The organism is Exiguobacterium sp. s6 (assembly GCF_018618155.1).
GTDB lineage: Bacteria > Bacillota > Bacilli > Exiguobacteriales > Exiguobacteriaceae > Exiguobacterium > Exiguobacterium mexicanum_A.
The window spans coordinates 661,677-682,120 of record NZ_JACSLN010000001.1; the positions used below are offsets into that span (position 1 = coordinate 661,677).

25 protein-coding genes are annotated in these 20,444 nt (G+C 49.3%); 15 read left to right on the forward strand and 10 right to left on the reverse strand.

Annotated elements, in window-relative coordinates; translation table 11 throughout:
* The first annotated feature begins 847 nt into the window (after window positions 1–847).
* Both KNP75_RS03470 and KNP75_RS03475 read left to right on the forward strand, forming a co-directional pair.
* Window positions 848–1,801, forward strand: a complete 954-nt coding sequence (locus KNP75_RS03470; protein WP_215189868.1) for a DMT family transporter — start codon at window positions 848–850, stop codon at window positions 1,799–1,801.
* 2 nt (window positions 1,802–1,803) lie between these two features.
* Entirely contained in the window at window positions 1,804–2,100 is a 297-nt protein-coding gene (locus tag KNP75_RS03475) for a putative quinol monooxygenase (RefSeq protein WP_034778607.1), read from the forward strand.
* Between the two features lie 32 nt (window positions 2,101–2,132).
* Here KNP75_RS03475 and KNP75_RS03480 read toward each other — a convergent pair whose 3' ends face one another.
* The gene (locus KNP75_RS03480; protein WP_034778604.1) at window positions 2,133–2,630 is read right to left on the reverse strand and encodes a hypothetical protein; all 498 of its coding nucleotides are present in this window, start codon (window positions 2,628–2,630) and stop codon (window positions 2,133–2,135) included.
* A 156-nt stretch (window positions 2,631–2,786) separates the two neighbouring features.
* Between KNP75_RS03480 and KNP75_RS03485 the strand changes: the two genes are divergently transcribed.
* From KNP75_RS03485 to KNP75_RS03500, 4 genes are all read left to right on the forward strand, one after another.
* Complete coding sequence (locus tag KNP75_RS03485; RefSeq protein ID WP_214763374.1) at window positions 2,787–3,272, forward strand: hypothetical protein; 486 nt, start codon at window positions 2,787–2,789, stop codon at window positions 3,270–3,272.
* A gap of 58 nt (window positions 3,273–3,330) precedes the next feature.
* Window positions 3,331–4,158, forward strand: coding sequence for a GNAT family N-acetyltransferase (locus KNP75_RS03490; protein ID WP_215189869.1), 828 nt, complete (start codon window positions 3,331–3,333; stop codon window positions 4,156–4,158).
* Window positions 4,159–4,168: 10 nt separating this feature from the next.
* The gene (locus KNP75_RS03495; protein ID WP_215189870.1) at window positions 4,169–4,492 is read left to right on the forward strand and encodes a hypothetical protein; all 324 of its coding nucleotides are present in this window, start codon (window positions 4,169–4,171) and stop codon (window positions 4,490–4,492) included.
* 122 nt (window positions 4,493–4,614) lie between these two features.
* A complete protein-coding gene (locus tag KNP75_RS03500; protein ID WP_215189871.1) occupies window positions 4,615–5,910 on the forward strand; it encodes a methyl-accepting chemotaxis protein in 1,296 nt (431 codons plus the stop codon).
* A 173-nt stretch (window positions 5,911–6,083) separates the two neighbouring features.
* Here KNP75_RS03500 and KNP75_RS03505 read toward each other — a convergent pair whose 3' ends face one another.
* Window positions 6,084–8,852, reverse strand: a complete 2,769-nt coding sequence (locus KNP75_RS03505; protein WP_215189872.1) for an SH3 domain-containing protein — start codon at window positions 8,850–8,852, stop codon at window positions 6,084–6,086.
* Window positions 8,853–9,292: 440 nt separating this feature from the next.
* Here KNP75_RS03505 and KNP75_RS03510 point away from each other — a divergent pair, with 440 nt between their 5' ends.
* Both KNP75_RS03510 and KNP75_RS03515 read left to right on the forward strand, forming a co-directional pair.
* Window positions 9,293–9,442, forward strand: coding sequence for a hypothetical protein (locus KNP75_RS03510; RefSeq protein ID WP_215189873.1), 150 nt, complete (start codon window positions 9,293–9,295; stop codon window positions 9,440–9,442).
* A 233-nt stretch (window positions 9,443–9,675) separates the two neighbouring features.
* Entirely contained in the window at window positions 9,676–11,163 is a 1,488-nt protein-coding gene (locus tag KNP75_RS03515) for a flagellin N-terminal helical domain-containing protein (RefSeq protein ID WP_215189874.1), read from the forward strand.
* A 498-nt stretch (window positions 11,164–11,661) separates the two neighbouring features.
* Here the strand turns inward: KNP75_RS03515 and KNP75_RS03520 are convergent, their stop codons facing one another.
* Entirely contained in the window at window positions 11,662–12,354 is a 693-nt protein-coding gene (locus tag KNP75_RS03520) for an endonuclease (protein WP_251128184.1), read from the reverse strand.
* 138 nt (window positions 12,355–12,492) lie between these two features.
* Between KNP75_RS03520 and KNP75_RS03525 the strand changes: the two genes are divergently transcribed.
* The 5 genes from KNP75_RS03525 to KNP75_RS03545 are packed head-to-tail and all read left to right on the forward strand — an operon-like array spanning window position 12,493 to window position 15,592.
* Window positions 12,493–12,750 carry a hypothetical protein gene (locus tag KNP75_RS03525; protein WP_215189875.1) on the forward strand — a complete coding sequence of 86 codons (258 nt, stop codon included), beginning with the start codon at window positions 12,493–12,495 and terminating at the stop codon, window positions 12,748–12,750.
* Window positions 12,751–12,777: 27 nt separating this feature from the next.
* Entirely contained in the window at window positions 12,778–13,134 is a 357-nt protein-coding gene (locus KNP75_RS03530) for a flagellar protein FlaG (protein ID WP_215189876.1), read from the forward strand.
* Between the two features lie 12 nt (window positions 13,135–13,146).
* Entirely contained in the window at window positions 13,147–14,853 is a 1,707-nt protein-coding gene (gene fliD / locus KNP75_RS03535; RefSeq protein ID WP_215189877.1) for a flagellar filament capping protein FliD, read from the forward strand.
* A 14-nt stretch (window positions 14,854–14,867) separates the two neighbouring features.
* A complete protein-coding gene (gene fliS, locus KNP75_RS03540; RefSeq protein WP_215189878.1) occupies window positions 14,868–15,242 on the forward strand; it encodes a flagellar export chaperone FliS in 375 nt (124 codons plus the stop codon).
* Entirely contained in the window at window positions 15,239–15,592 is a 354-nt protein-coding gene (locus KNP75_RS03545; RefSeq protein ID WP_215189879.1) for a flagellar protein FliT, read from the forward strand. Before fliS ends, KNP75_RS03545 begins: the two co-directional genes overlap by 4 nt.
* A 36-nt stretch (window positions 15,593–15,628) precedes the next feature.
* On the opposite strand, the gene KNP75_RS03550 is transcribed toward KNP75_RS03545, so the two are convergent.
* Window positions 15,629–16,006, reverse strand: coding sequence for a DUF3021 family protein (locus KNP75_RS03550; RefSeq protein ID WP_215189880.1), 378 nt, complete (start codon window positions 16,004–16,006; stop codon window positions 15,629–15,631).
* A gap of 161 nt (window positions 16,007–16,167) precedes the next feature.
* On the opposite strand from KNP75_RS03550, the gene KNP75_RS03555 reads away from it, so the two are divergent.
* Entirely contained in the window at window positions 16,168–16,350 is a 183-nt protein-coding gene (locus KNP75_RS03555) for a hypothetical protein (RefSeq protein WP_215189881.1), read from the forward strand.
* Window positions 16,351–16,502: 152 nt separating this feature from the next.
* Window positions 16,503–17,135, forward strand: a complete 633-nt coding sequence (locus KNP75_RS03560; protein WP_215189882.1) for a DUF4352 domain-containing protein — start codon at window positions 16,503–16,505, stop codon at window positions 17,133–17,135.
* Window positions 17,136–17,166: 31 nt separating this feature from the next.
* Here the strand turns inward: KNP75_RS03560 and KNP75_RS03565 are convergent, their stop codons facing one another.
* From KNP75_RS03565 to KNP75_RS03590, 6 genes are all read right to left on the reverse strand, one after another.
* Complete coding sequence (locus tag KNP75_RS03565) at window positions 17,167–17,667, reverse strand: DUF1572 family protein (protein WP_215189883.1); 501 nt, start codon at window positions 17,665–17,667, stop codon at window positions 17,167–17,169.
* 75 nt (window positions 17,668–17,742) lie between these two features.
* On the reverse strand, window positions 17,743–18,408 hold the full coding sequence (locus tag KNP75_RS03570) for a DUF2225 domain-containing protein (protein ID WP_215189884.1): 666 nt from the start codon (window positions 18,406–18,408) through the stop codon (window positions 17,743–17,745).
* Between the two features lie 8 nt (window positions 18,409–18,416).
* Window positions 18,417–18,860 carry a YaaR family protein gene (locus KNP75_RS03575; protein WP_215189885.1) on the reverse strand — a complete coding sequence of 148 codons (444 nt, stop codon included), beginning with the start codon at window positions 18,858–18,860 and terminating at the stop codon, window positions 18,417–18,419.
* A 21-nt stretch (window positions 18,861–18,881) separates the two neighbouring features.
* The gene (locus tag KNP75_RS03580; RefSeq protein WP_215189886.1) at window positions 18,882–19,784 is read right to left on the reverse strand and encodes a flagellin N-terminal helical domain-containing protein; all 903 of its coding nucleotides are present in this window, start codon (window positions 19,782–19,784) and stop codon (window positions 18,882–18,884) included.
* Entirely contained in the window at window positions 19,768–20,148 is a 381-nt protein-coding gene (locus KNP75_RS03585; protein WP_215189887.1) for a flagellar export chaperone FliS, read from the reverse strand. Before KNP75_RS03585 ends, KNP75_RS03580 begins: the two co-directional genes overlap by 17 nt.
* Complete coding sequence (locus tag KNP75_RS03590) at window positions 20,145–20,435, reverse strand: EscU/YscU/HrcU family type III secretion system export apparatus switch protein (protein ID WP_029595031.1); 291 nt, start codon at window positions 20,433–20,435, stop codon at window positions 20,145–20,147. The genes KNP75_RS03585 and KNP75_RS03590 overlap by 4 nt, the downstream gene beginning before the upstream one ends.
* Window positions 20,436–20,444: the final 9 nt, after the last annotated feature.

Below are 20,444 nucleotides of genomic sequence, written 5' to 3' on the forward strand. Positions count from 1 at the left end.
GAAATGATGTCCCTCGTGTATCTATCATATGCTCTAGTGAATTGAAACCAGATGAGCACGAACGATTGTTCACCAGTGACTTCCATTATAGATTGGAAAATGAGAAGAAGTGTATAAAATAATCATCAGGGCAGGGTTATAAAATTTTAGATAGTTATATTGCATCATGGTATAGACCATGTCCGAAAATCCTGAAGTATGTCTACACGGTGCCGTTCTTGTGTAGAATGAAGTCACCACAACATATATCCAGACGGATAAAAAAGCCATGAACTACACCCGCCTTATCACAACGGAACGAGGGAAATTAGATGGTACCCATGCTACGGAGCGGGACGTGCAGAGGACCAGTCGTGAAGATGAATGCCTACTACGTCGTGAAGACGAAACTAGACGAGGCGACACGTCTGAAAAACATTTAGAGACTGCGTGCGACCTGGTCCATGAACAAATATTGGATAGGCTCTCTAGTGAGAGAAGTGTCTTCTCGACTGCCAACCGCTGGATCAATGAGTGAAAGGTTGCCGCGCTGGTGACCGGGCTCTAGCCGAAGGTAAAACGTCAAAAACCCGTCGAAACGTGCGGGCGTATCAAAGTGAGTCTCCTCTGAGAGTTCTTTCAGAAAGGAACGGGCTTCGCGCATGACGAACTCATGAATGTTCCTGACAAAGTCAATGGACGACTAGAGGAGTGCCTCGAGTTAGGAACTCCGCGCGAGGATTCACTGAGGATGTGTTACGCTTAATCTGACAACTGTCATATAACAATCTTAAAACGTATATAGTAGATAAGCAGGGTATCTGACACAATTTATGGAACACATGAGGATTCGGAAAGGAGAGTACATATGCGTCCGCTTCTATTAGGTGTACTCGCCGCCTTATTTTTTGCGAGCACGTTCGTGTTGAACGAATCGATGCAAGTCGGAGGTGGTCACTGGGCGTACAGTGCCTCGCTCCGCTTCCTGTTCATGATTCCGCTCCTCGCTTTCGTCGTCTACGTCCGGGGCGGGATGACCCGGGTGCGCCAGGCGCTCGTCGAACAGCCGTGGCCGTGGCTCGTCTGGGGAACGGTCGGCTTTGGTCTGTTTTACGTCCCGATTTGTCTCGCCGCCGAGGCCGCCCCGCCTTGGCTCATCGCGGGCACTTGGCAAGTGACGATTATCGCCGGGGCACTATTGTCGCCGCTCTTCCGTCGTGATGACGGGACGCGGGAACAGATTCCGTGGACAGCGCTCCGCTTCTCGGGGCTTATCCTGTTCGGCGTCGTCTTGATGCAAGTCGAGTTCCTCGCCGACTTCGAGCCGCGTTTCTTGGTGGTGGGTGTGATTCCGGTACTGATTGCTGCGTTCGCCTATCCGCTCGGAAACCGGAAGATGATGGCCCACACCGACCTCGACGTGTTCGAGCGCATCCTTGGTATGTGTGTCGGTTCGCTCCCAGTCTGGCTCCTCTTGTTCGGTTACGGGTTGACGACGGGGGCGCCCACGGGTTCGCAACTGACGCAGACGCTACTTGTCGCACTCTTGTCTGGTGTCGTCGCGACGGTGCTGTTCTTCAAGGCGACCGACCTCGTCAAACACGACATGGGGAGACTGGCGACGGTCGAGGCGACGCAGGCGCTCGAGGTGTTGTTCGCGCTTATCGGGGAATTGATCTTCCTCGGGGCACATCTACCGTCCGGGCTGTCGCTCGTCGGCATCTCGTTCGTCATGATTGGGGTCGTCTTCCACAGCCGTAGCCAGTTTCGTGTAAAGGAGAAGACGATGCCGGCGGCGAATCGATACGACAAGGAGGGATGAAAATGAAACCGTATGGATTGTTCGGCAAATTGACGGCCGTTCCGGGCGAGCGTGAGATGCTTCTCGCCATCTTGCTCGAGGCGGCCGAGGCGATGGAACGAGAGGCGACGTGTTGCGTGTATCAAGTCGCGGCGTCGCTCGACGACGAGTCGATCGTCGTGTATGAGGTATGGGAGAGTGTCGAGGCGCATCAACAGTCGCTGTCGCTTGAGACGACGCAGACGTTGATCGGGCGGGCGAAGCCGATTTTGGCCAACATCGAACGCTTGGCCGTGTTCGAGCCGAGAAGCAAAAATTAAAAAAATCCACGTCCGAGGACGTGGATCGCGGGTCAAGCTTTCGTCAAGCTGCCTTTGACTTTCTCATAAAACTCGTCCATCATCCCGGTACGGCTACCGAGCTGGCAGATGAGTTCGAGTGTCTCTTTATAGAACTTTTTGACGAGTCCTTTGTTTTTGATCCCGTCCATCGACGCGAGCGTCTTGTCGAGGTTTTGGAGGATCTCTTCGATTTGGTCGTCCGAGTCCGGCTTCACGACCGTCATGTTGTCCGGGATTTTGACGACTTTGTCTTGTTCCTGGTGACGGAACGAGGCGCCGAAGCCGAGGTTCTCGATGAACAAGTGCGGCATCACTTTTTGACCGAAGAACTGTTTATGCCACTCCGTCGCTTTCATCGTGTCCATGTCCTGCTTGAACGTTGACGCCGTCGAGACGTACTTTTTAAATAGGTCGGTCATGAACTTCTCGATGACCGGGATTTGAAGGGCGAAGACGTTTTTCAAGAGCGCGTCGAGCTGTGCGCGTGACAATTGTTGTTCGTTTGACATGTCGGTTCCTCTTTTCTATAATGCGATACTTTTATCGTATGGGATTGCGGAACGTGCGTCAACGCATCGCTAAACATTTTTTCAGAATATTTAATGATTTAAGGGCATTTTGTGCGATAATCGTCTCATGGCAAGTCTAAAGAGGAGTGAATCCACATGAACAAAACAATGAAATGGGCGGTCGCGCTCGGCGTGACGGGTGCCCTCGTCGCAACGGTCGGTGTCGTCTCGTCCCGGGGACGGACTGACGATACGACGCAGACGATCCGTGACCGTGAGCTCGGTTATGAGATCATTCTCCCGTCGAAAATCGTCGAGGCGATTGAGCGTGGGGACGTCTATATCGAGAAGGCGCAAGACGTCGTCGATGTCGGCGATCAGAACAGCTACGGCACGTTCGACCTCTACTATAACGTCGAGGACGGCGACGACCAGTTGTTGTTCCATTTGGACTTGATTGACCGTGAACTATCGGAAGCGGCGTTCGCAGAGGAAGTCGGCTACGGCAACTACCTCGGAGCGAGCGACAAGACGTTCTTCTGGGTCGAACCGACCGAGGCCGTCCCGGGTGCCGAGGCGCACACGGATGAGATCGCGGAGCTGCTTGAGACGCTTCCGGAGCTCGAGTTCCGTACGTTATGAGCCTGCCCGCTACGGCGGGCTTTTTCGATTGTGCTACAATATGACGTGAGGTGATCACATGAATTGGACAGTAGAAGAAGTGAGACAAGCAGAACAGGTGGCGGCGCTCGAGGCAGCGGTCAATGCATTTGACAAGATTGACGTGAAACTCGGACATGTGGCGGTCGGTCAGAACGACTACGCCGTCTATGACAATGATACGCTCGTCGGGTATATGGTACTTTTCCCATATCTCCCGAACGAGTATGAAGTGAATGCGCTCGTGCATCCGGACTACCGGAAGCAAGGTGTCTTCACGGCACTCTTTGAAACGGCGAAACAGGATGCGAAACAGAACGGTTGTGAGGCGTTCACATTCGTCATCGATCGCAAATCGAAGGACGGCAAGGCGGTCATCGATCGTCTTGGCGCGGCGTATCAGTTCTCGGAATATAACTTGGTGCTCAAAAAAGCCGAGCTGTTCTTGAAGCCGGACGAGGTGTCGCTCCGTGAGGCGACCGAAGCGGACCGTCCGCTTATCATCGAGACGCTCTCTGAAGCGTTCGGTGACCCGGTCGACGTGACGGAGAACATCTATCAACAGATCGACACACCGGACCGCGTGACGTACATCGGTGAGGTCGACGGTCGTCCGGTCGGAATCATCCGTGCGCTCCTTTCTGGTGAAGATGCCGGCAGCATCCACGCGTTCGGCGTCAAGGCGGACGAGCAAGGCAAGGGATACGGAACGAAGATGTTGAAACAGATGGTCCAGCAACTGTTCCGCATGGGCCGGACGAAACTCGAGCTCGACGTCGAGACGGAGAACAAGGCCGCGCTCGAGATTTACAAGCGGGCCGGGTTCGCTGAAAACGGCGGCTATGAGTTTTATTTGTTAGAACTGTGAGGTGAGACAAATGGTTCGAAATTTAAAATGGATGGGTGCTGCATTCGAGACGCTGCTCGGTATCCCGGCGCTCGGCGGGCTGTTCATCATCAGCATGGGCTACACACCGCTCGGATTCATGCTCGTGTTCCACATCGTGGTGCTCGTCTTGTCGATCACGCGGCTGAAGCGGATTTCGGTTGGACCGATTGTCGGCATCACGGCGTCGGTGCTCGGGTTCATCCCGTTCCTTGGCATGATGTTGCACTGGGCGGCCGCGCTCGCGCTCGCAATCGATGCGCTTTTGACACCGCGGGAACAGGTGCACATGACAAAAGAAGACGACCGATTTTGAAATGAACGCTCTCGAGACGGGGGCGTTTTTTCATTGACCAAAACTTCAACTGAAAACGCTATACAAAAGCTGGCAATCGGACGATATAGTAGGTGATGAATTACACAGAGGAGGAACTCATAGTGAAGCTATTCAAAAACTTTACGACCCAACTGCTCGCTTGGATTTTGGTCACATCCTTTATCACGGGCGGAGCGGTCGGCTGGATCACGCTCTTGTTGCTCACGGAGCTTGAGATGGCGAAAGGTCAGGTCATGCTCGTCGGGACGGCCGTGGCCTTGCTCATTTCAGGGATTGGTGGCGCCGTCATCTACTTGATCGCCCGTCGTCCGCTCAAAGCCATCGAATTGGCGTCGGACAAGGCGGTCGAGGTCGGAAACGGCGACTTGACGGTCGTGTTCGCGGACGAGACGACGACAGACCGTTCGGAGATGGGACGTCTGCTTCTGTCGATGGACAACATGGTCGGACACCTGCGGGAACAAGGGACGAACATGCGCTACACGGCGGACCAACTCACCGGTTCGGCGCAAGAGATCGCGGCAGCGGTCCAAGAAGGGAATGTCGCCGGCGAGAACATCCGCCAAGCGATGGACGCCTTGAACAAGATGCTTGAAGACAACGTCAATGCGACGTACAGCTCGATGGATTTGCTCGGTGCCGTCGCCCGGACGATGGAGAACATCCGTCAAGAGATGGGTTCTGCGCTCGAATCGGCGAGTGAGATGCAACAAGAGGCCGAGAGCGGTAAAGGCCTTGCCTCGTCGTCGGTCGATGCGATGCATGCGATTGCTGGCAAAGTCGAGCAGTCGTCGACGCTCAACAGCAAGTTGACGGAGATGACAGGCGAGATCTCGCGCATCACGGACGTCATCAGCGACATCTCGGCGCAGACGAACTTGCTTGCCTTGAACGCATCGATTGAAGCGGCCCGGGCCGGGGAACATGGACGCGGCTTCGCGGTCGTCGCGGCCGAGGTCAAGAAGCTTGCCGAACAGACGGCGAACTCGACGCAAGAGATCACGGATTTGATTGTCGACGTCAAACGTCTCGTCGGCGACACGTCGTCATCGATGGCGAACGTGAAAGCGGAAGTGGAGACGGGTGTCGGTCTCGTCGAGAAGGCGGGCGGTGCGTTCGCATCGATCCATAACTCGGCGAACGAAGTGTACAGCCACGTCCATTCGGTCGATGCGCTTTTGGATGAGTCGCGCGGACAGATCGACTCGGTCGTCACAAACTCGGCTGGCATCGTCGGCATGGTCGAAGAGGCGTCACGCTACGCGACAGAAGTCACGTCAGCGGCGAGCCAACAGGCGGCCAGTCTCGGTGAAGTGAACGGCGCGATGACGGAGCTCGTCCGGGTCGCGGAGAGTTTGCAGAACGAGACGGAAATGGTCAAAGTATCAAATAATTGATTTAGTAATAGCCTATTTAAATCAATTATTCGTAAAATGAATTATGAGAATGGTAAAAACAGAGGACTGTTACCCGACCGGGCGATAACAATCCTCTGTTTTTGTTTGTCTTATCATGGGTATCAAAAAAGAAGGAGCTGATAAACTCTCCTTCTTTAAACGTTCAAGTTGTTTTAATAAATAAAGCGTGGAATATCAAACTCAACTGTATATTCTTCAAGCTGTTTATAAATCTCATGAATTTTAAAAGTTTGCTTATAGGCCCACTCGATATCGGTAGCGTATTGATACGTACCAGGTTTTGCTGGGTTAAAGCGCATTTTGTAAAGTGTATTCTGTTGTCGCGTATTGTTCACGTATCGTTTACTGATCCATTCTCCACCACCATAAATAGAAGCTGCGGGAGTAAACCAGCCATTATCAAATGCGTGCTTGGCACCACCAGCTGTAGGATTGGCATCTGTCGCACCGATTCCGTACATGTTATAGACTAGTTTGTGACGAGTGCTCGTAGAAGTACTCAAGTTCCCATTCGTATCTACCCAAACACCAGAAGCGAGAGTGGATGTCCCGTTTCCTGTTTCAAGGAAAGCGTGTGACATTAAATAAATTTCGTTAATATTAAATGCCTTACCAGCATCGATGAAAGCCTGTGCTTGACCAGATAAGATACCTTTACCTTGTAGTGCTTTATTCAAAATGGTTGCAGAGACACTGGATGATTTAGACAAATCTAAATACTGGAACGACTCGCGAGGTGAATCAAGCGCAGCCTCGAATTTAACGAGACGAGGATCAACTTGATTTAAAATATCAGACTCCATCGCTAACCGCCATGTGTTATCGAAGACTCGTTCAGATTCTCCTGCTTTCCGCTTATAAGAGATGATATAGAAGTTGTCTTTTTCTCCAAGAATCGAGACCACACTGTTACTGTTCAAAACTCCATAGATGTGGGAATTTGTTGTGGCATCGGCACGTACGTTCAAAGTGCTCGCCGAAACTCTTCCGCTTTGAGTGCCTTCAATCAATTGGATGAACTCTTTAGATACATAAGCAGCAGATCCACGGTATTTATCTGTCTGTGCATTAACATTCTTTTGAATTTGAACCATATCAGTTAATTTCAATTCATAATCGCTATAGTTTAAAACGACGTTTTTCGTGCCTGGGATTGTCTCTGGAACAGTCGGGCCCGTATATGGTTTGATGTAAGCGCTACTGACATAAGCAGGAATCAATTTATCACCAAGTTCAAATTCGATCTTAACCCACGAGTCATTTACATGTTCGATGACTCCGATAATTTGGTTGAACAATACAGTGCCGATTTCGTTTGAAGCTGTGACTTGTGGAGTACTACGAACATTTAAACTCGGCATTGCTGTGACGATAGCCTCGTATTCAATTGAATAGTCCTCTTCTGTTTCAACCGGTTTACTTGTCGACGCGGGTGATTTCTCAGTTAAATATTTTTTAGAGACGTAACCGACTTTCCCATCATATTTAACCTTATACCAATCACCATGAGCAGATACAAACTCGACCTGTTTGTTGGTTAAGATAGTAGTCATTACTTTCCCGCTCAATGAATTTTTATCGCGCAAATTCAGATTAGCGGTTGTATAATAGTATTTTTTAGCAGTCGGAGCTACGGGTTTTGAAGAGGTTGGCTTGACTTCTGTCAAATAGCTACTCGCAACATAACCGGTTTTTCCGTTGTAAGTTACACGATACCAACTACCAGATTTCGATACATAGGTCACTTCTTTATTTTTCGGAATCGTGAGCAGAATTTTACCGGACCAAGAGGCCGCACTTCGTAAGTTAAGGTTTTCTTTTGTTTTATACGTAACTTTTTTAACGGGTGTGGATGCAGGCGGTTTAGGTGTTGGTTTTGGTGCTACAGGGCTAACCGTTTTGGTAGTTACCGCAACATAACTAGCAGACACATAACCTGTCTTTGATCCATATTTTACGCGATACCAATTCCCGGATTTCGAGATGTATTGGACCTCTTTGTTTTTTGGGATAGTGACGAGCACTTTACCCGAAAGTGATGCCGAACTACGTAAATTGAGATTTTCTTTGGTCTTATATACATTTGTTTTTGTTGTCGTTGAGGCGGGTGGCTTCGGTGTTGGCTTTGGAGCAGTAGGCTTTACGGTAACAGGATTAACGCTTTTATTGGTTACCTTAATATAGCTGGCAGACACATAACCTGTCTTTGACCCATACTTCACACGGTACCAATTTCCAGATTTCGAGATATATTGAACTTCTTTGTTTTTCGGGATAGTCAACATGCGACTACCTGACGTCGAAGCTTTTGCTCTCATGTTCAAGTTAGCAGTCGTTGTGTATACCTTTTGAGTAGTGCTCGATGAAGTAGTGTTCTTCGAGATTGGAGTCGGTTTTGGAGCGGCAGCGGTAGCGCTCTTAACGACTGTATTTTGAACTTTAACGTATTTTGAAGCCACGTACCCCGTCTTTGATCCGTACTTCACACGATACCAACTACCGGATTTTGAAAGGTATTGAATTTCTTTGTTTTTCGGGATTGTTACTAATACGTTTGACTTTAGGCTGGCAGCCTTCCGCAAATTCAAGTTTTCGGTGACAGTGTACGTTTGCTCGACTTTACTAGAAGTAGTCGGTGCAGAAGATGTCATCTTTAAGTATGTGGAAGACACATAGCGCTTGGCACCTTTGTAATTGATTTCAGCCCAAGTTCCTTTTGTGCTTAAAATAGAAACAGTGCTCCCTTTCGTCAATTTTCCAACGATTGGAGATGATGTAGAGGAAGATTGTCGAACATTTAATACGGATGTATCGACGATAGCTGTTTTCGATGCGGCATTTACGTCTTGAGTGTACATGGTGGCAAACAGCGCCCCGGTTAAAAAGATAGCAGTACTCAAGCGTTTACTTCGTTTGTTCAATGGTTTCCCTCCTTGATTTCCCTTTGTTCTAGATATGGCTCGAACCAAGTATAGAGAAAATTGGCAAAGGATTGAAAGGAAATATTTCGAAAATAGGTAAACGATTCAAGAGACTCATAAAATGTACGATTTTATAAAAATTTCTGGCTAATAAATGTGAGGTGAAGATTTCGGGATTTTTTAGAGAGGATAATGGATGTGACAAGTTTTTTACAGAACGATCGTTTTATAGGATGAGTGATGATGCTCTCTTAGGAGGAGAGCCGGCCCCAATCACTGCCATGTCTAACTATTATTGAACTCACTAAAAGGAATCGGATGCTCATGTCTGTCAATCAAATTACGATTATTCTTGGAAAAACGATTCAAAGCCGCTTAGATCGGTTTTTGGTCGCGGAGACCAAAGTTATATCGAGGACAGACAATTCCCAGCCGGTAGCATGTTACCGAAAGTCGAGTCGGCACTCGCTTTCGTGACCTCACGTTTCGGGCGTGAAGCCATCATCACGTCGCTCGAGCGAGCCGGGGAGGCGATTCATGGGCAGACAGGGACAAGGTTTGTGGATGAAGCTAGAACAGCTGTGAAGTGAGGAGGAGCGGCCCAGTGATGGGTCGTTTTTCTATGCGAATTGAATACAAGTAGTCAAAACGTGTAACTTTTTTTGAAAAAGACTAAACAGACGCGGGATGTCTCCGATATAGAGTATGGAAACGCGAAAACGTTCCAACTAATGCAAGGTGAGGGGCCGGCCTAAACCTTGTATGCTCGGACAAATGGATTTGGAAGAGCGGAAAAAACTCAAACCTATGGAGGGAAATTACAATGATTATTAACAATAACATGAATGCAATGGGCGCACATCGCAATATGTCGTTCAACACGACTCAAACTGGTAAAGCGATGGAGAAACTATCTTCTGGTCTTCGCATCAACCGTGCTGGAGATGATGCTGCTGGCCTTGCAATCTCTGAAAAAATGCGCGGACAGATTCGTGGTTTGGATCAAGCAACACGTAACTCACAAGACGGAATTTCACTCATTCAAACTGCTGAGGGTGCATTGAACGAAACACATTCAATTCTTCAGCGCATGCGTGAACTATCTGTACAATCGAGTAACGATACAGCAACGAATGATGACAGAAAACAGATTCAAGCAGAAGTAGACCAATTAGCTGGTGAAATCACACGTGTTTCTAACACTACTGAATTCAACACAAAAAACTTATTGGCAGGTGGCCTTGACAGTACTTTCCACATTGGGGCTAATGCTTCACAGAATATCAAACTGGCTGTAGGGTCTATGGATGCACAATCTTTAGGTGTCGCGGGGAACTTGGTTACGACATCGTTCACCAACACGAACACGGGTGTTTCTGCTGTTGAAACTACATCAGAGAACTTAAATGGGCTATACGTTAGCGTAACGAAAGCTGTTGCGACTTCGTCAGCTGTTACGCAATCTGATGCTGGTGCTGGAGCAGGAACTGCTAACGTTTCGGCGTACACAGGATCAACTGCAACGACTTATCAAGTGCGCGTAACTGGTGAAGCAGCAGGTAAAGTTACTTCTGCAGAGTACTCTTCTGATGGTGGGACTACTTGGTCAAATGCAGCAGTGAACTCAACAGGAACGGACGGTATTGCGACCTTATCTAACGGAGCAACTTTAACAATTGCAACAAACGCCGCTAACTCAAATGGAGATTCGTATACTTTTACTGCAAATCCAGAAACACTTTCAATGCAATTAAACACAGCTGCAAATGGATCAGGAACAGCTGTCGGAGACGTTGTTACAGTTAATAACCGTCAAAGTTCAGTAGTGATTGGCTCTAAAGATAGCAACCAGTCTGCTACAGTCAAATTTGATTTCAACACTGTAAAAGCAGCGATTGCAACTCCAGGAACTTATGAAGGTGACGCAATCACCCAGACTGTTCAATCGTCTACTGCTGCAGTAGTTGGAGCGGATGGGTCAGTTACGACTGCGGCAGTCGTTAAAAAAGGAATCAACGTATCGACACAATCTTCAGCCGACAAAGCAATTACTACAATTAATACTGCAATTGAAAAAGTATCTTCTGAACGCTCTAAATTAGGTGCTGTTCAAAACCGTCTCGAACACACAATCAACAACTTGAGCACTTCTGCAGAAAACCTTCAAGCAGCCGAATCACGTATCCGTGATGTAGACATGGCGAAAGAGATGATGAACTTTACGAAGAACAACATCCTCAACCAAGCTGCGCAAGCAATGTTGGCTCAAGCAAAATCTCAACCAGAAGCAGTCCTACAACTTCTTCGGTAAGATTTACGGGCGTCTTATCTGGTAACGGATGAGAGTACAACTGGGTGAATTGCTGGGACTCCTTAGAGCCCTCCTTACGACAACGTGACTGGAAACGGTGAGCGTGAACGTTTTGAAAAAAGGAAGGGATTGGACAATCAGCAGCCAAGCATCTGTCAGGAAACTGTGATGAAGGTTCAACGACTAGGATGAACGACCTACCGACTTAACGTCTATGGTTATGAGATCCGTACCTCGTAAACGGCGAGGGAAGTGCCCAGCCCCTATTTTACACTAATGTGATTAATTACATGAATATTGTAAAAGGGTGAAGATATAGTCTAGTCCATATTGAAAGATATGGTGAATCGCAAGCAAACCAGCAGCCGCAAGCTGTACTTCAATTGCTCCGTTAATATAGCAGTTGACTATTTAAAAGCTATACTAAAAACCGCGAAGCTCAGGCTTTGCGGTTTTTCACGTCTTGCCACTTATAGACGACGGACCAATACGTTCGATTTAAGCATTGGGCAATCTCACGGTGTAGTCGGGATGTGTCGTTTTATAGAGTTTGATTTCTGAATCGAGACGCGTCTCCCAATCTAGTTTGTATGCAAATTCGGGTAGCTCGACAAGGTAAGGTTTCAATAGATTAAGAACTTGGAACGTATCTGTCACTTTTGTCGTTTTAAGATAGCACCCCGTCCCGCTCGGCGTACCTGACGTCCGAACATTTACACTGAAGCGTTCCAATAAAAAGGCTGCCAATTGTTCTAACTGTTCTTTTGAAAATGCTTGCAAGTAGAGCGCGACGTGTGGAGTGAACTGAATTTCTTTTTTCTTGTGATTGAATCGTTTACTGAGTAGAAGCGATCCGTCATCCAGATAAAGCGTCAGTAAAAAAGAGTGATGATGAATGTCTTCCAGTAGTTCGAACGGGATGTGCTTTTTATTGTTCGGATAAAAAAGTGGGAACAACTTTGTCATGAGCGGAATCGAACGCGATACTAAATTATTCCCTCGTATGTATAACAAGTCAGGCAACTTTTGTTGTTTCCACTGTCGATAGCTCAGTTGCCCCAGACTGAAGTGTTCACGATAGCTGTTGTTCACTCGCCGGTCATATGCATAACATTTTGTGATTTCTCCATCCCCTAAAATACTTGCGACAAAAATTGCTACCTGTTCATCCGATAACCCTTCCCAGTCCATTCTGTGCCATCTCCTTCATGGAATGATCTCTTCTCTCATCTATTCCCGTTTAAGCCCCCGAACCCGAAACGATTACTTGCTAGCTCGAGTCAACTTTTTAATTGACAAGTCGATATAAAGTAGGAGAGAAGGTGTCCTATGATGTACGAAGAATTGGCCAGGGAATGGCAAGCCCTCGAGACAGAACAGAAGCGATTGACTGAAGTCGAAGATATTTTAAGAACGATGCGTTCAATCGCGATTGAAGCGACAACGAGTGATGAAAAGAGAAGACTACACTTGAATGACCAGTTTCAAACCCTGCAAGCTCACCTGGCCCGCCTTGAACGAGAGAAGCATGAACCATTTCGTCAAAACACTGAAAACTGGAGTGACCCAATCCGATATAGTATGTGAGAACAATTATAAGAGGAGCAGAAGCTTATGAATCCGACCATCTCTGAAGTCCGGCTTCACCTACCTTCTTCCGTCCTGCCGTATGAACAAACGAAAAACGTGTTCGTTGAAGCGAATCATGCTCGTCTCGTCGGCGAAGGCATCGTCATTCTTCCGACGCCTCAACACGTTACGAAGTTAGAGGCAGCAGTCGAGAAGGCGAATCTTGTGTTAGATCAACAACGTACTGGATTGAAGTTTATGAAGCATGAAAAATTGAACGACTACTATATTCAAATCGTGGATACGAACAACGAAGTCATCCGCGAGATTCCAAGCAAGAAGTCACTCGACTTCTTCGCGGCGTTTATGGAGTTCAATCATTTATTCGATGAGCGCGTCTAAAGGGGGATAACTATGACATCACCAATCCGATTTGGCGGACTCGCCAGTGGAATTGATACTGATACAATCATTAAGCAATTGATGCAAGTCGAACGGGCACCGGTCGACAAGCTCGAACAAAAGAAACAGACGACCGAGTGGAAGCGGGACGCCTACCGTGAAATCAACCGTTCACTTATGACGCTTCGTAATAGCGCCGTCGATTTGATGTTCAGCCGTAACTTCTATGCGAAGACGTCAAGTTCATCTGATGAATCACGTGTTTCGGTCGTAGCTGGCCCGTCTAGCGGGAATAGTGCTATTCGCGTCGACTCGGTGACGCAACTCGCAACGTCAGCGACGACGATTTTAAGTGCAACCGATAAAAATGGCGCAAAATTGACAAGTACAACAAAACTTTCAGATATGATTGGGTTTGTTTCTGGTCAAAAACGTGTCATTCAAGAGACGGCTGGAACTGAACTGACGCTACCGAAAGATTTGGATTTTGCGACAATGACATTTAAAGATTCTGCAGGAAATCCATTAAATAAAGCTGATTTTACTTATGATGCGACAACTGGCAAATTAACGGCTACGAATATGACAACGTATCCAGGTGGGGTTATTCCTAAAGGAGTTGCTGCTGAGTATACCTCAGGAACAGGTTTCGAGATTCAATATAAATCGACCGTGACAGGCACTTACAAGAAGATTGAGCTGAGTGCGGATGCAACTGTACAAGAATTGATGAGTAAGTTGAACGAAAAAGATACAGGATTATCGGCTTTCTTCGAATCGTCGACCGGTAAAATCTCACTTTCGACGAAAGAAACTGGCGCGAATGCGACAATTGATTTTGATTCGAGTTTTAAAACATCTTTCTCGGTAGGCGCGACGAATCCAATCGGTCAAAACGCTCAGTTTAAAGTGAATGGAATCGATGTGGAAAGAGCTTCAAACACTGTCACGATCGACAATATGACACTCACGCTGAAATCAAGATTTCCGACACCGGATAATCCGACTGCTGGACCAGTTACTCTCTCCGCTGCCACGGACACACAAAAAATCTTCGACAACATTAAAGGGTTCGTCGACAAATATAATGAGACAATCGACCTGATGAACAAGAAGGTTCGTGAAGACAAGTTCCGCTCATTCGCACCACTGACGAAAGCCCAGCGTGATGAACTGTCGGAAGACGAAATCAAGAAGTGGGAAGAGAAAGCGATGAGCGGGATGCTTCGCGGAGACACGATTGTTCGTGGTGCGATGGACACGATGCGTAGTAAATGGTCAAGCACGTCATCTTCAACGAACGATGATACGATGAAGCAGATGTTCCAAATCGGTCTTGCCACAGGATCTGATTTCACAAACGGTGGAAAGATTGAGTTGAACGAAGAGAAGCTCAAAGCTGCCATCGAAAAAGACCCGGAGCAAGTATATCAATTGTTTACGAACGAAACGAACGGATTACTTCCACAAATCCGTGACGCCGCTGTTAGTTCACGAGCAACCATCACCCGAATCGCCGGGGCCGAGGGTGCCGGTGCGCCAACATACTCGATGGGACGAGAGATGACAGCTATCGATACACGCATCGAGCGCTTAAACGACTTACTCATTAGTAAAGAAAACGCCTACTACCGTCGCTTCACAGCGATGGAGACGGCGATGAACCAAGCAAACTCGCAAGCAGCATCACTGCAACAGTTTCTAGGCGGAGGCATGTAAGAGGAGGAATTTAAATGGTAGCCAACCCATATGCAGCATATCAAAACAACGCGGTCACGACCGCAAACCCACAGGAACTCACGCTCATGCTGTATGACGGGGCGCTCAAGTTCATGCGCCTCGCCAAACTCGCTATTGAGCAAGGAAATCCTGATTTAAAAAATACGAACATCCAAAAGACGCAAGCAATCTTCCAAGAGTTGCGTCTGACACTCAATAAAGATATTGCCATCTCGGCAAACTTGGATTCGCTCTATGAATACTTATGGCGCCGTCTCGTCGATGCGAACGTGAAGAACGACACGACGATTCTCGACGAAGTGCTCGACTTCACGACCGAGCTCCGCGACACGTGGAAGGAAGCGATGAAACTCGCGAAACAAGGATGAGACCGATTGACGAGATCATCCTCAAAACACAACGGCTGAAAGACTTGCTGGCACAAGTTCCGGAAGAGCCGACGTACGACACGTGGATGGACCAAATTCATGAACTGCTCGATGACCGCGAGCAGTTGCTGTCGGCGCACGGACCGGATTTAGAAGCGGCCGATCAGACGGTCATCCGTCAGCTCGTCGACGACAGTCAAAAAATTGCCCGCTTGATTGAAGCGGAACATCAACGGCTCGGGATGACGCTCGGGACGACACGCCAAGAACGGAAGACGGTCAAATCGTACGTCGACCCGTACGATGACGTCGATTCGAACTTTTCCGGATTATTCGACCAACAGACATGAAACAGCTCGAAGGCGCGCCTTCGAGCTGTTTGTCGTTTACGGAGTCTTTAGTTGGCGTCGTACTTTGGAGACCAGGTAAGTCACGGTAAATAAAATGAGCCCGCTGACGGTGAAGTTCAAGTAAGCTCGACCCATGTCTTGAATGGAGTTGATAGGGATAAGCCCCGATAGAAAAATAAGTGGCAAAATCGTAACATGCATGACGGCCCAATGGATCAAAATCTGTTTTGGGAACGACCACGCCCTGACTTCGTAGATGACACTCGTCACGCCGAGGAAGAAGCCGATGCCGCCGTACGTCAAAATGAGACGGACGCTATCCGCGTCACCAGCCAGCACGTTATACAGGGCAAGTACACATGATCCTGCTACCAGAAGCATCCCGCGCCTTATCCCTTTTTTGAATAAACCCATCGAACCCATCCTTTCGCTTATGTATTGATTTATTATACGGGGTTGATCCCTCAGAAGTTTCATCGATTTTAGGATGGATGCAAACACGCCTGTTTTGTTGTAATATCGGGTAAATACCACTATACCCGTTGCTTCTGTTCTGGAAAGGGGAGGGAAACGAGATGAGTGAGAAAAAGGTAAAACCGAACGCGAAAGATCGTCGTTACTTCGTCTACGGTCCAGAAGGGGCGTACGATGAATACGTGGAACGGGACCCGAAACTCGAGGCGTACGTCGAGGACGACGCGCCAATCGAGGACAAGCCCGACCCGTATGAAGAAGAAGACTTAAAAGCTAGAGGATAAATGTCAAGACCTAACAAGGCTAAATTACGAGCCTTGTTTTTTATTGTGATGGGGTATGAACCTGGTACTTTTTATTACCAAGGTAAGGCGAACGAATCCGTTATGCTCGTTATATCAACCACCATTCGTCACACGAAAAGGAGAGAGTACCTATGAACATGAAACGATACGGATTCCTATTTGCCTTACCATTCGCGTTACTCGCCGGCTGCGGGGAAGAAACTGAGCCGGCCTCGAGCACTGCACCGACCGAACAGGGTGAGGAAGTGAAAGAATCAGAAGTGGAGGAACAAGAAACAGTCACGGCAGAAGAGGAAGTATATGACAGTGAAATTGGTACGAACACCATCCACATGAAGAACACCGAATTGGCGTTGGGCGAGACGATGGGTTCAGTCAAATTCGAAGTCAATAAAGTCCAGACTTCACGCATGAGCGTCGCTGAGGAGTATCTTGAAATGTTCGACGGGAAAGACGAAGTGACGCTTGTCGTCGTAAATGTCACGGCCGAGAACACGATTGACGACACGATTCACTTTTATCCCGACCAAGGCACGCTCGTCACGAACACAGGCGAACAAATCGATGCCGATCTTTGGTTCTCGGATGACGTCGGCGGTGACTTCCTCGGAAAAGTAAAAAAAGAAGGGAACGTCATGTTTATGGCGGACGCGATGCCGGAAGAGTTGACGGAAGTCCGGTTTATCGTTGGTGGCCCAACGAACACGGATTATGAGAAGTTGGCCGAAGAGTCATACGAATACAAGATTGATGTCACCAAATAAGAGAAAGCGCATCGCGTCGATGCGCTTTCTCTTATTTACGTTGATGCGGCAACGGGATCGTCAACACGTTCCAATTGTCTCCGGCAAACAGCTTCGAAAGATAGACGATCTGCCCGACGTGATAGCTGTAGTGCGACACTTGTTTCTCGATTGCCCAGATGACGCTCTTCTCCTCATCACGGATGAACACGGTCTTGCCGATGTCTTCCGGCGTGAGGCTCGCGAGCACGTCATCTAACAACTGCCAACGCTCGTCCCACGTCGCCATGAGCTCGGCGCGAGACAACTGTTGGTCTTCGAACTCGGCGTCACGGTTCCGGTCCGGTTTCTCACCGTCCGTCGTCAAGAAGTCGGTCCAACGTGACAACATATTGTTCGACATGTGTTGCACGATGACGGCGAGCGAGAGCGTGTCCGCTGCGAGCACGCGGTGTAAGTCGTCGTCGCTCACTTGACTGAGCGCGCTTTCGGCGAGCTGTTTCTGTTCTTGGAAGATGCTGCGGACTTCCGTCACGTAACGTTGTTCAAACATGTTGGTTCCCCCTTATATAAGTATCTCTTCCCCATACCCGAAATCAAGAAAAGACGAACAGGGAATCCTGTCCGTCTAGGCGTGCTCGGCCCGGAAGTCTTCCCAATGATCCTTCGCTTGCGTCCGGATCCGTTCTGAGACTTCTTTACTGCCGAGTAAAATCCCGTACCAGCGCCGGGCGTCCTCATATAGACCGAGAGAAGCCGATAAGTCGGCGATCCGTAGCATGAGCTGATCATACGGTAAACCGGTCCTGACTTGGTCGGTATACACTTCCTGCACTTCATTATACTTGTCGAGCGTCCGTTGCATCCATTCCTTTTCGGAAGTCTCGTTCCCGATCAAACGATTCATCCAGACGAGCCGCATCCCGAGCATAGCGATGACAGATGGTTTCTGCCCGCTCAGCTGTGCCGTCATGACCGCGAACTTGTACAGTTTGATAACGTGATCGGGTGAGCGGTCACCTTGGAGGGTCTCCGGGTTGACTCGTGAGAAATAGTTCGTCTCGAGTGCTTCCCGGTTGTGCTTTCGGATCTTGTCGAACGAGTCGTGGAAGACGAGATGGCAGTAACTGCAGACGACCGGCTCATACAAGTATGGGTTGTCCCCATCGTACGTCGTATAGCCATCCTTCGCGACTTCTTGTGGCCGGATATGGCGCGACAAGATGCGCGGCGTCTGACTTTCCTTTAAACAGTAGGGACACTTCACTTTTTTTGAAAATAAATGTTCAGCCATCATTCACCTCATACGTACACGTTGACGAGCAGTCCGCGAATCTCACCGACTTGGTCGAGGAGCGACAATCGTGAAGCTTCTCCCGAGATGACCTGGTCCGTCAGTGCGAGCAGTTTTTGGTCGACCTGCTCGACGATCTTATAGATTTTGGCCCGGCCCCGGCGGTTGAACCCGCGTTTGTCCTCGAGGCTGAGCGCCGCGTCAACGGCGTCTTTCATAAAGTCTTTGATCAAGCGTTTATATTCGGTGAGTGACTCGACCGTCTGGCTCTCAGCGAGGAGTTCACCTTGTTCGTGGATGGCCGCGATTTGGCGCTGGAAGCGCTCGTACTCGCGGTCCTCTCGTTTTTGACCGATCACGTTCGAGAACGAGACGCTGGGCTCGGCGTCAGGGCGTTTCGCTTTGCCCGCGCCGTGGAGCGACTGCGTCTCCATAATGCGACGAATGTCCATGAGCCTCGTCCTTTCTTTAGCTTAGTTCAATAATTGTAACACGCCTTGCGGCAACGCGTTCGACTGGGCGATCATCGCCATGCCGGACTGGTTCAAGATGTTGAGACGGGCGAAATCCATCATCTCGCGAGCCATGTCGGCGTCGCGGATGCGTGACTCGGACGCGGTCAAGTTCTCAGAACCAATCGATACGACACCGACGTTCGCTTCTAAACGGTTTTGGATAGCCCCGAGCTTCGAGCGCTCAAGTGAGACTTTATTGATAGCCGCGTCGAACTGGGCGATTGCGTCATCCGCATCAGCTGGCGTGAGCACGCTGAGCGCGTAATACGTCGTGCCCGGTGTCGTCGTATCGTTGTCATCGTCTACAGGCGTCAGTGCGCCGCCGCCTGCTGTCGTCGCCGTGATCCCGAGCGCGTGGGCGCGCATATCTTCAACGCTAACGGTGACGCCTTCACCGCTACCGGCGCCGAGCTGGAAGAAAATCGAGGCGTTCGTTACCGTGTATTCGCCGTTCATAATTTTCTTCGAGTTGAACTCAGTCGTCTCAGCAATACGGGTCACTTCTTCTGTCAACGCGTCAATCTCTTCTTGGACGGCTTTCGCGTCATCTTCACTCAATGTCCCATTGGCCGCTTGAACCGACAGTTCGCGCATCCGTTGCAGGAGGGCGTGTGTCTCATTCATCCCGCCTTCGAGCGTCTGCGTGAGCGAGATGCCGTCGAGTGTGTTGCGTTCGGCCATCGATAACGAATCGAGCCGTATACGCATCTTCTCGGAGATAGCGAGCCCGGCCGCGTCGTCGGACGCCTTATTGATGCGGACACCGCTCGAGAGACGGTCCATCGTCTTTTTCATCGTCGCCTGGTTGAGCGTGAGCGACGAGTACGCTTTGAGTGCTTGCACGTTATTGGTAATTTTCATAACGGTTTCCTCCTGAAGGTACGGGTTGAAGACGAGCGTTTTCAATCGCCTCGCCCCACGTCTTGTCGAGCTCGGTCGCGAGACCGTGAAGCTCCTCGATTTTGTCCATGTCTTGTTCGATCAACGCCTCGAGGCTCGATTTCGCCATATAGAGGTAAAGCTCGTCGAGTTGCGCTGAGATGATGCCGCCACCGTCGTGGAGTCCTTGATGGAGCTTCGCGAGCAGTTCGCGTGCTTGGCGCAAGTGGCGGTTGCGTTCGGCGATCGTCGCCGTCCTGGCTTGTTCATAGTGGTAGACGAGCGCGTGGAGCATCGCTTGGGTCAGCTCTTGCGGGCTCATTTCGTATAGTCGGTTCGGGTTCATGATGGGTCTCCTTTGATGGTGTCGAGTTCTTCGATCAGTAATAGCACTTCGGCCATGACGTCATACAGCTGAGGGGGAATCGCATCCCCGAGGTCAAGGTCGAGCAGGTGGCCAAGGAGCGAGTGGTCGTGCTCGATGGCGACGCCGCGCGATCTTGCCTCATCTAAAATTTTATCGGCGACGGCGCCTGTCCCGCGGGCGACGATGACCGGGGCCCGGTCGATCGTCTCGTCATAGCGGACGACGGCGGCCGTCTTTCGTTTCGTCAAATCCATACGTTGATACATAACAGCCTC

Excerpts from the sequence above, each read along its gene's own strand:
- KNP75_RS03470 (WP_215189868.1), top strand. The coding sequence starts at position 848 with ATGCGTCCGCTTCTATTAGGTGTACTCGCCGCCTTATTTTTTGCGAGC.
- KNP75_RS03475 (WP_034778607.1), top strand. The coding sequence starts at position 1,804 with ATGAAACCGTATGGATTGTTCGGCAAATTGACGGCCGTTCCGGGCGAG.
- KNP75_RS03480 (WP_034778604.1), bottom strand. The coding sequence starts at position 2,630 with ATGTCAAACGAACAACAATTGTCACGCGCACAGCTCGACGCGCTCTTG.
- KNP75_RS03485 (WP_214763374.1), top strand. The coding sequence starts at position 2,787 with ATGAACAAAACAATGAAATGGGCGGTCGCGCTCGGCGTGACGGGTGCC.
- KNP75_RS03490 (WP_215189869.1), top strand. The coding sequence starts at position 3,331 with ATGAATTGGACAGTAGAAGAAGTGAGACAAGCAGAACAGGTGGCGGCG.
- KNP75_RS03495 (WP_215189870.1), top strand. The coding sequence starts at position 4,169 with ATGGTTCGAAATTTAAAATGGATGGGTGCTGCATTCGAGACGCTGCTC.
- KNP75_RS03510 (WP_215189873.1), top strand. The coding sequence starts at position 9,293 with ATGTTACCGAAAGTCGAGTCGGCACTCGCTTTCGTGACCTCACGTTTC.
- KNP75_RS03515 (WP_215189874.1), top strand. The coding sequence starts at position 9,676 with ATGATTATTAACAATAACATGAATGCAATGGGCGCACATCGCAATATG.
- KNP75_RS03520 (WP_251128184.1), bottom strand. The coding sequence starts at position 12,354 with ATGGACTGGGAAGGGTTATCGGATGAACAGGTAGCAATTTTTGTCGCA.
- KNP75_RS03525 (WP_215189875.1), top strand. The coding sequence starts at position 12,493 with ATGATGTACGAAGAATTGGCCAGGGAATGGCAAGCCCTCGAGACAGAA.
- KNP75_RS03530 (WP_215189876.1), top strand. The coding sequence starts at position 12,778 with ATGAATCCGACCATCTCTGAAGTCCGGCTTCACCTACCTTCTTCCGTC.
- fliD (WP_215189877.1), top strand. The coding sequence starts at position 13,147 with ATGACATCACCAATCCGATTTGGCGGACTCGCCAGTGGAATTGATACT.
- fliS (WP_215189878.1), top strand. The coding sequence starts at position 14,868 with ATGGTAGCCAACCCATATGCAGCATATCAAAACAACGCGGTCACGACC.
- KNP75_RS03545 (WP_215189879.1), top strand. The coding sequence starts at position 15,239 with ATGAGACCGATTGACGAGATCATCCTCAAAACACAACGGCTGAAAGAC.
- KNP75_RS03550 (WP_215189880.1), bottom strand. The coding sequence starts at position 16,006 with ATGGGTTTATTCAAAAAAGGGATAAGGCGCGGGATGCTTCTGGTAGCA.
- KNP75_RS03555 (WP_215189881.1), top strand. The coding sequence starts at position 16,168 with ATGAGTGAGAAAAAGGTAAAACCGAACGCGAAAGATCGTCGTTACTTC.
- KNP75_RS03560 (WP_215189882.1), top strand. The coding sequence starts at position 16,503 with ATGAACATGAAACGATACGGATTCCTATTTGCCTTACCATTCGCGTTA.
- KNP75_RS03565 (WP_215189883.1), bottom strand. The coding sequence starts at position 17,667 with ATGTTTGAACAACGTTACGTGACGGAAGTCCGCAGCATCTTCCAAGAA.
- KNP75_RS03570 (WP_215189884.1), bottom strand. The coding sequence starts at position 18,408 with ATGGCTGAACATTTATTTTCAAAAAAAGTGAAGTGTCCCTACTGTTTA.
- KNP75_RS03575 (WP_215189885.1), bottom strand. The coding sequence starts at position 18,860 with ATGGACATTCGTCGCATTATGGAGACGCAGTCGCTCCACGGCGCGGGC.
- KNP75_RS03580 (WP_215189886.1), bottom strand. The coding sequence starts at position 19,784 with ATGAAAATTACCAATAACGTGCAAGCACTCAAAGCGTACTCGTCGCTC.
- KNP75_RS03585 (WP_215189887.1), bottom strand. The coding sequence starts at position 20,148 with ATGAACCCGAACCGACTATACGAAATGAGCCCGCAAGAGCTGACCCAA.
- KNP75_RS03590 (WP_029595031.1), bottom strand. The coding sequence starts at position 20,435 with ATGTATCAACGTATGGATTTGACGAAACGAAAGACGGCCGCCGTCGTC.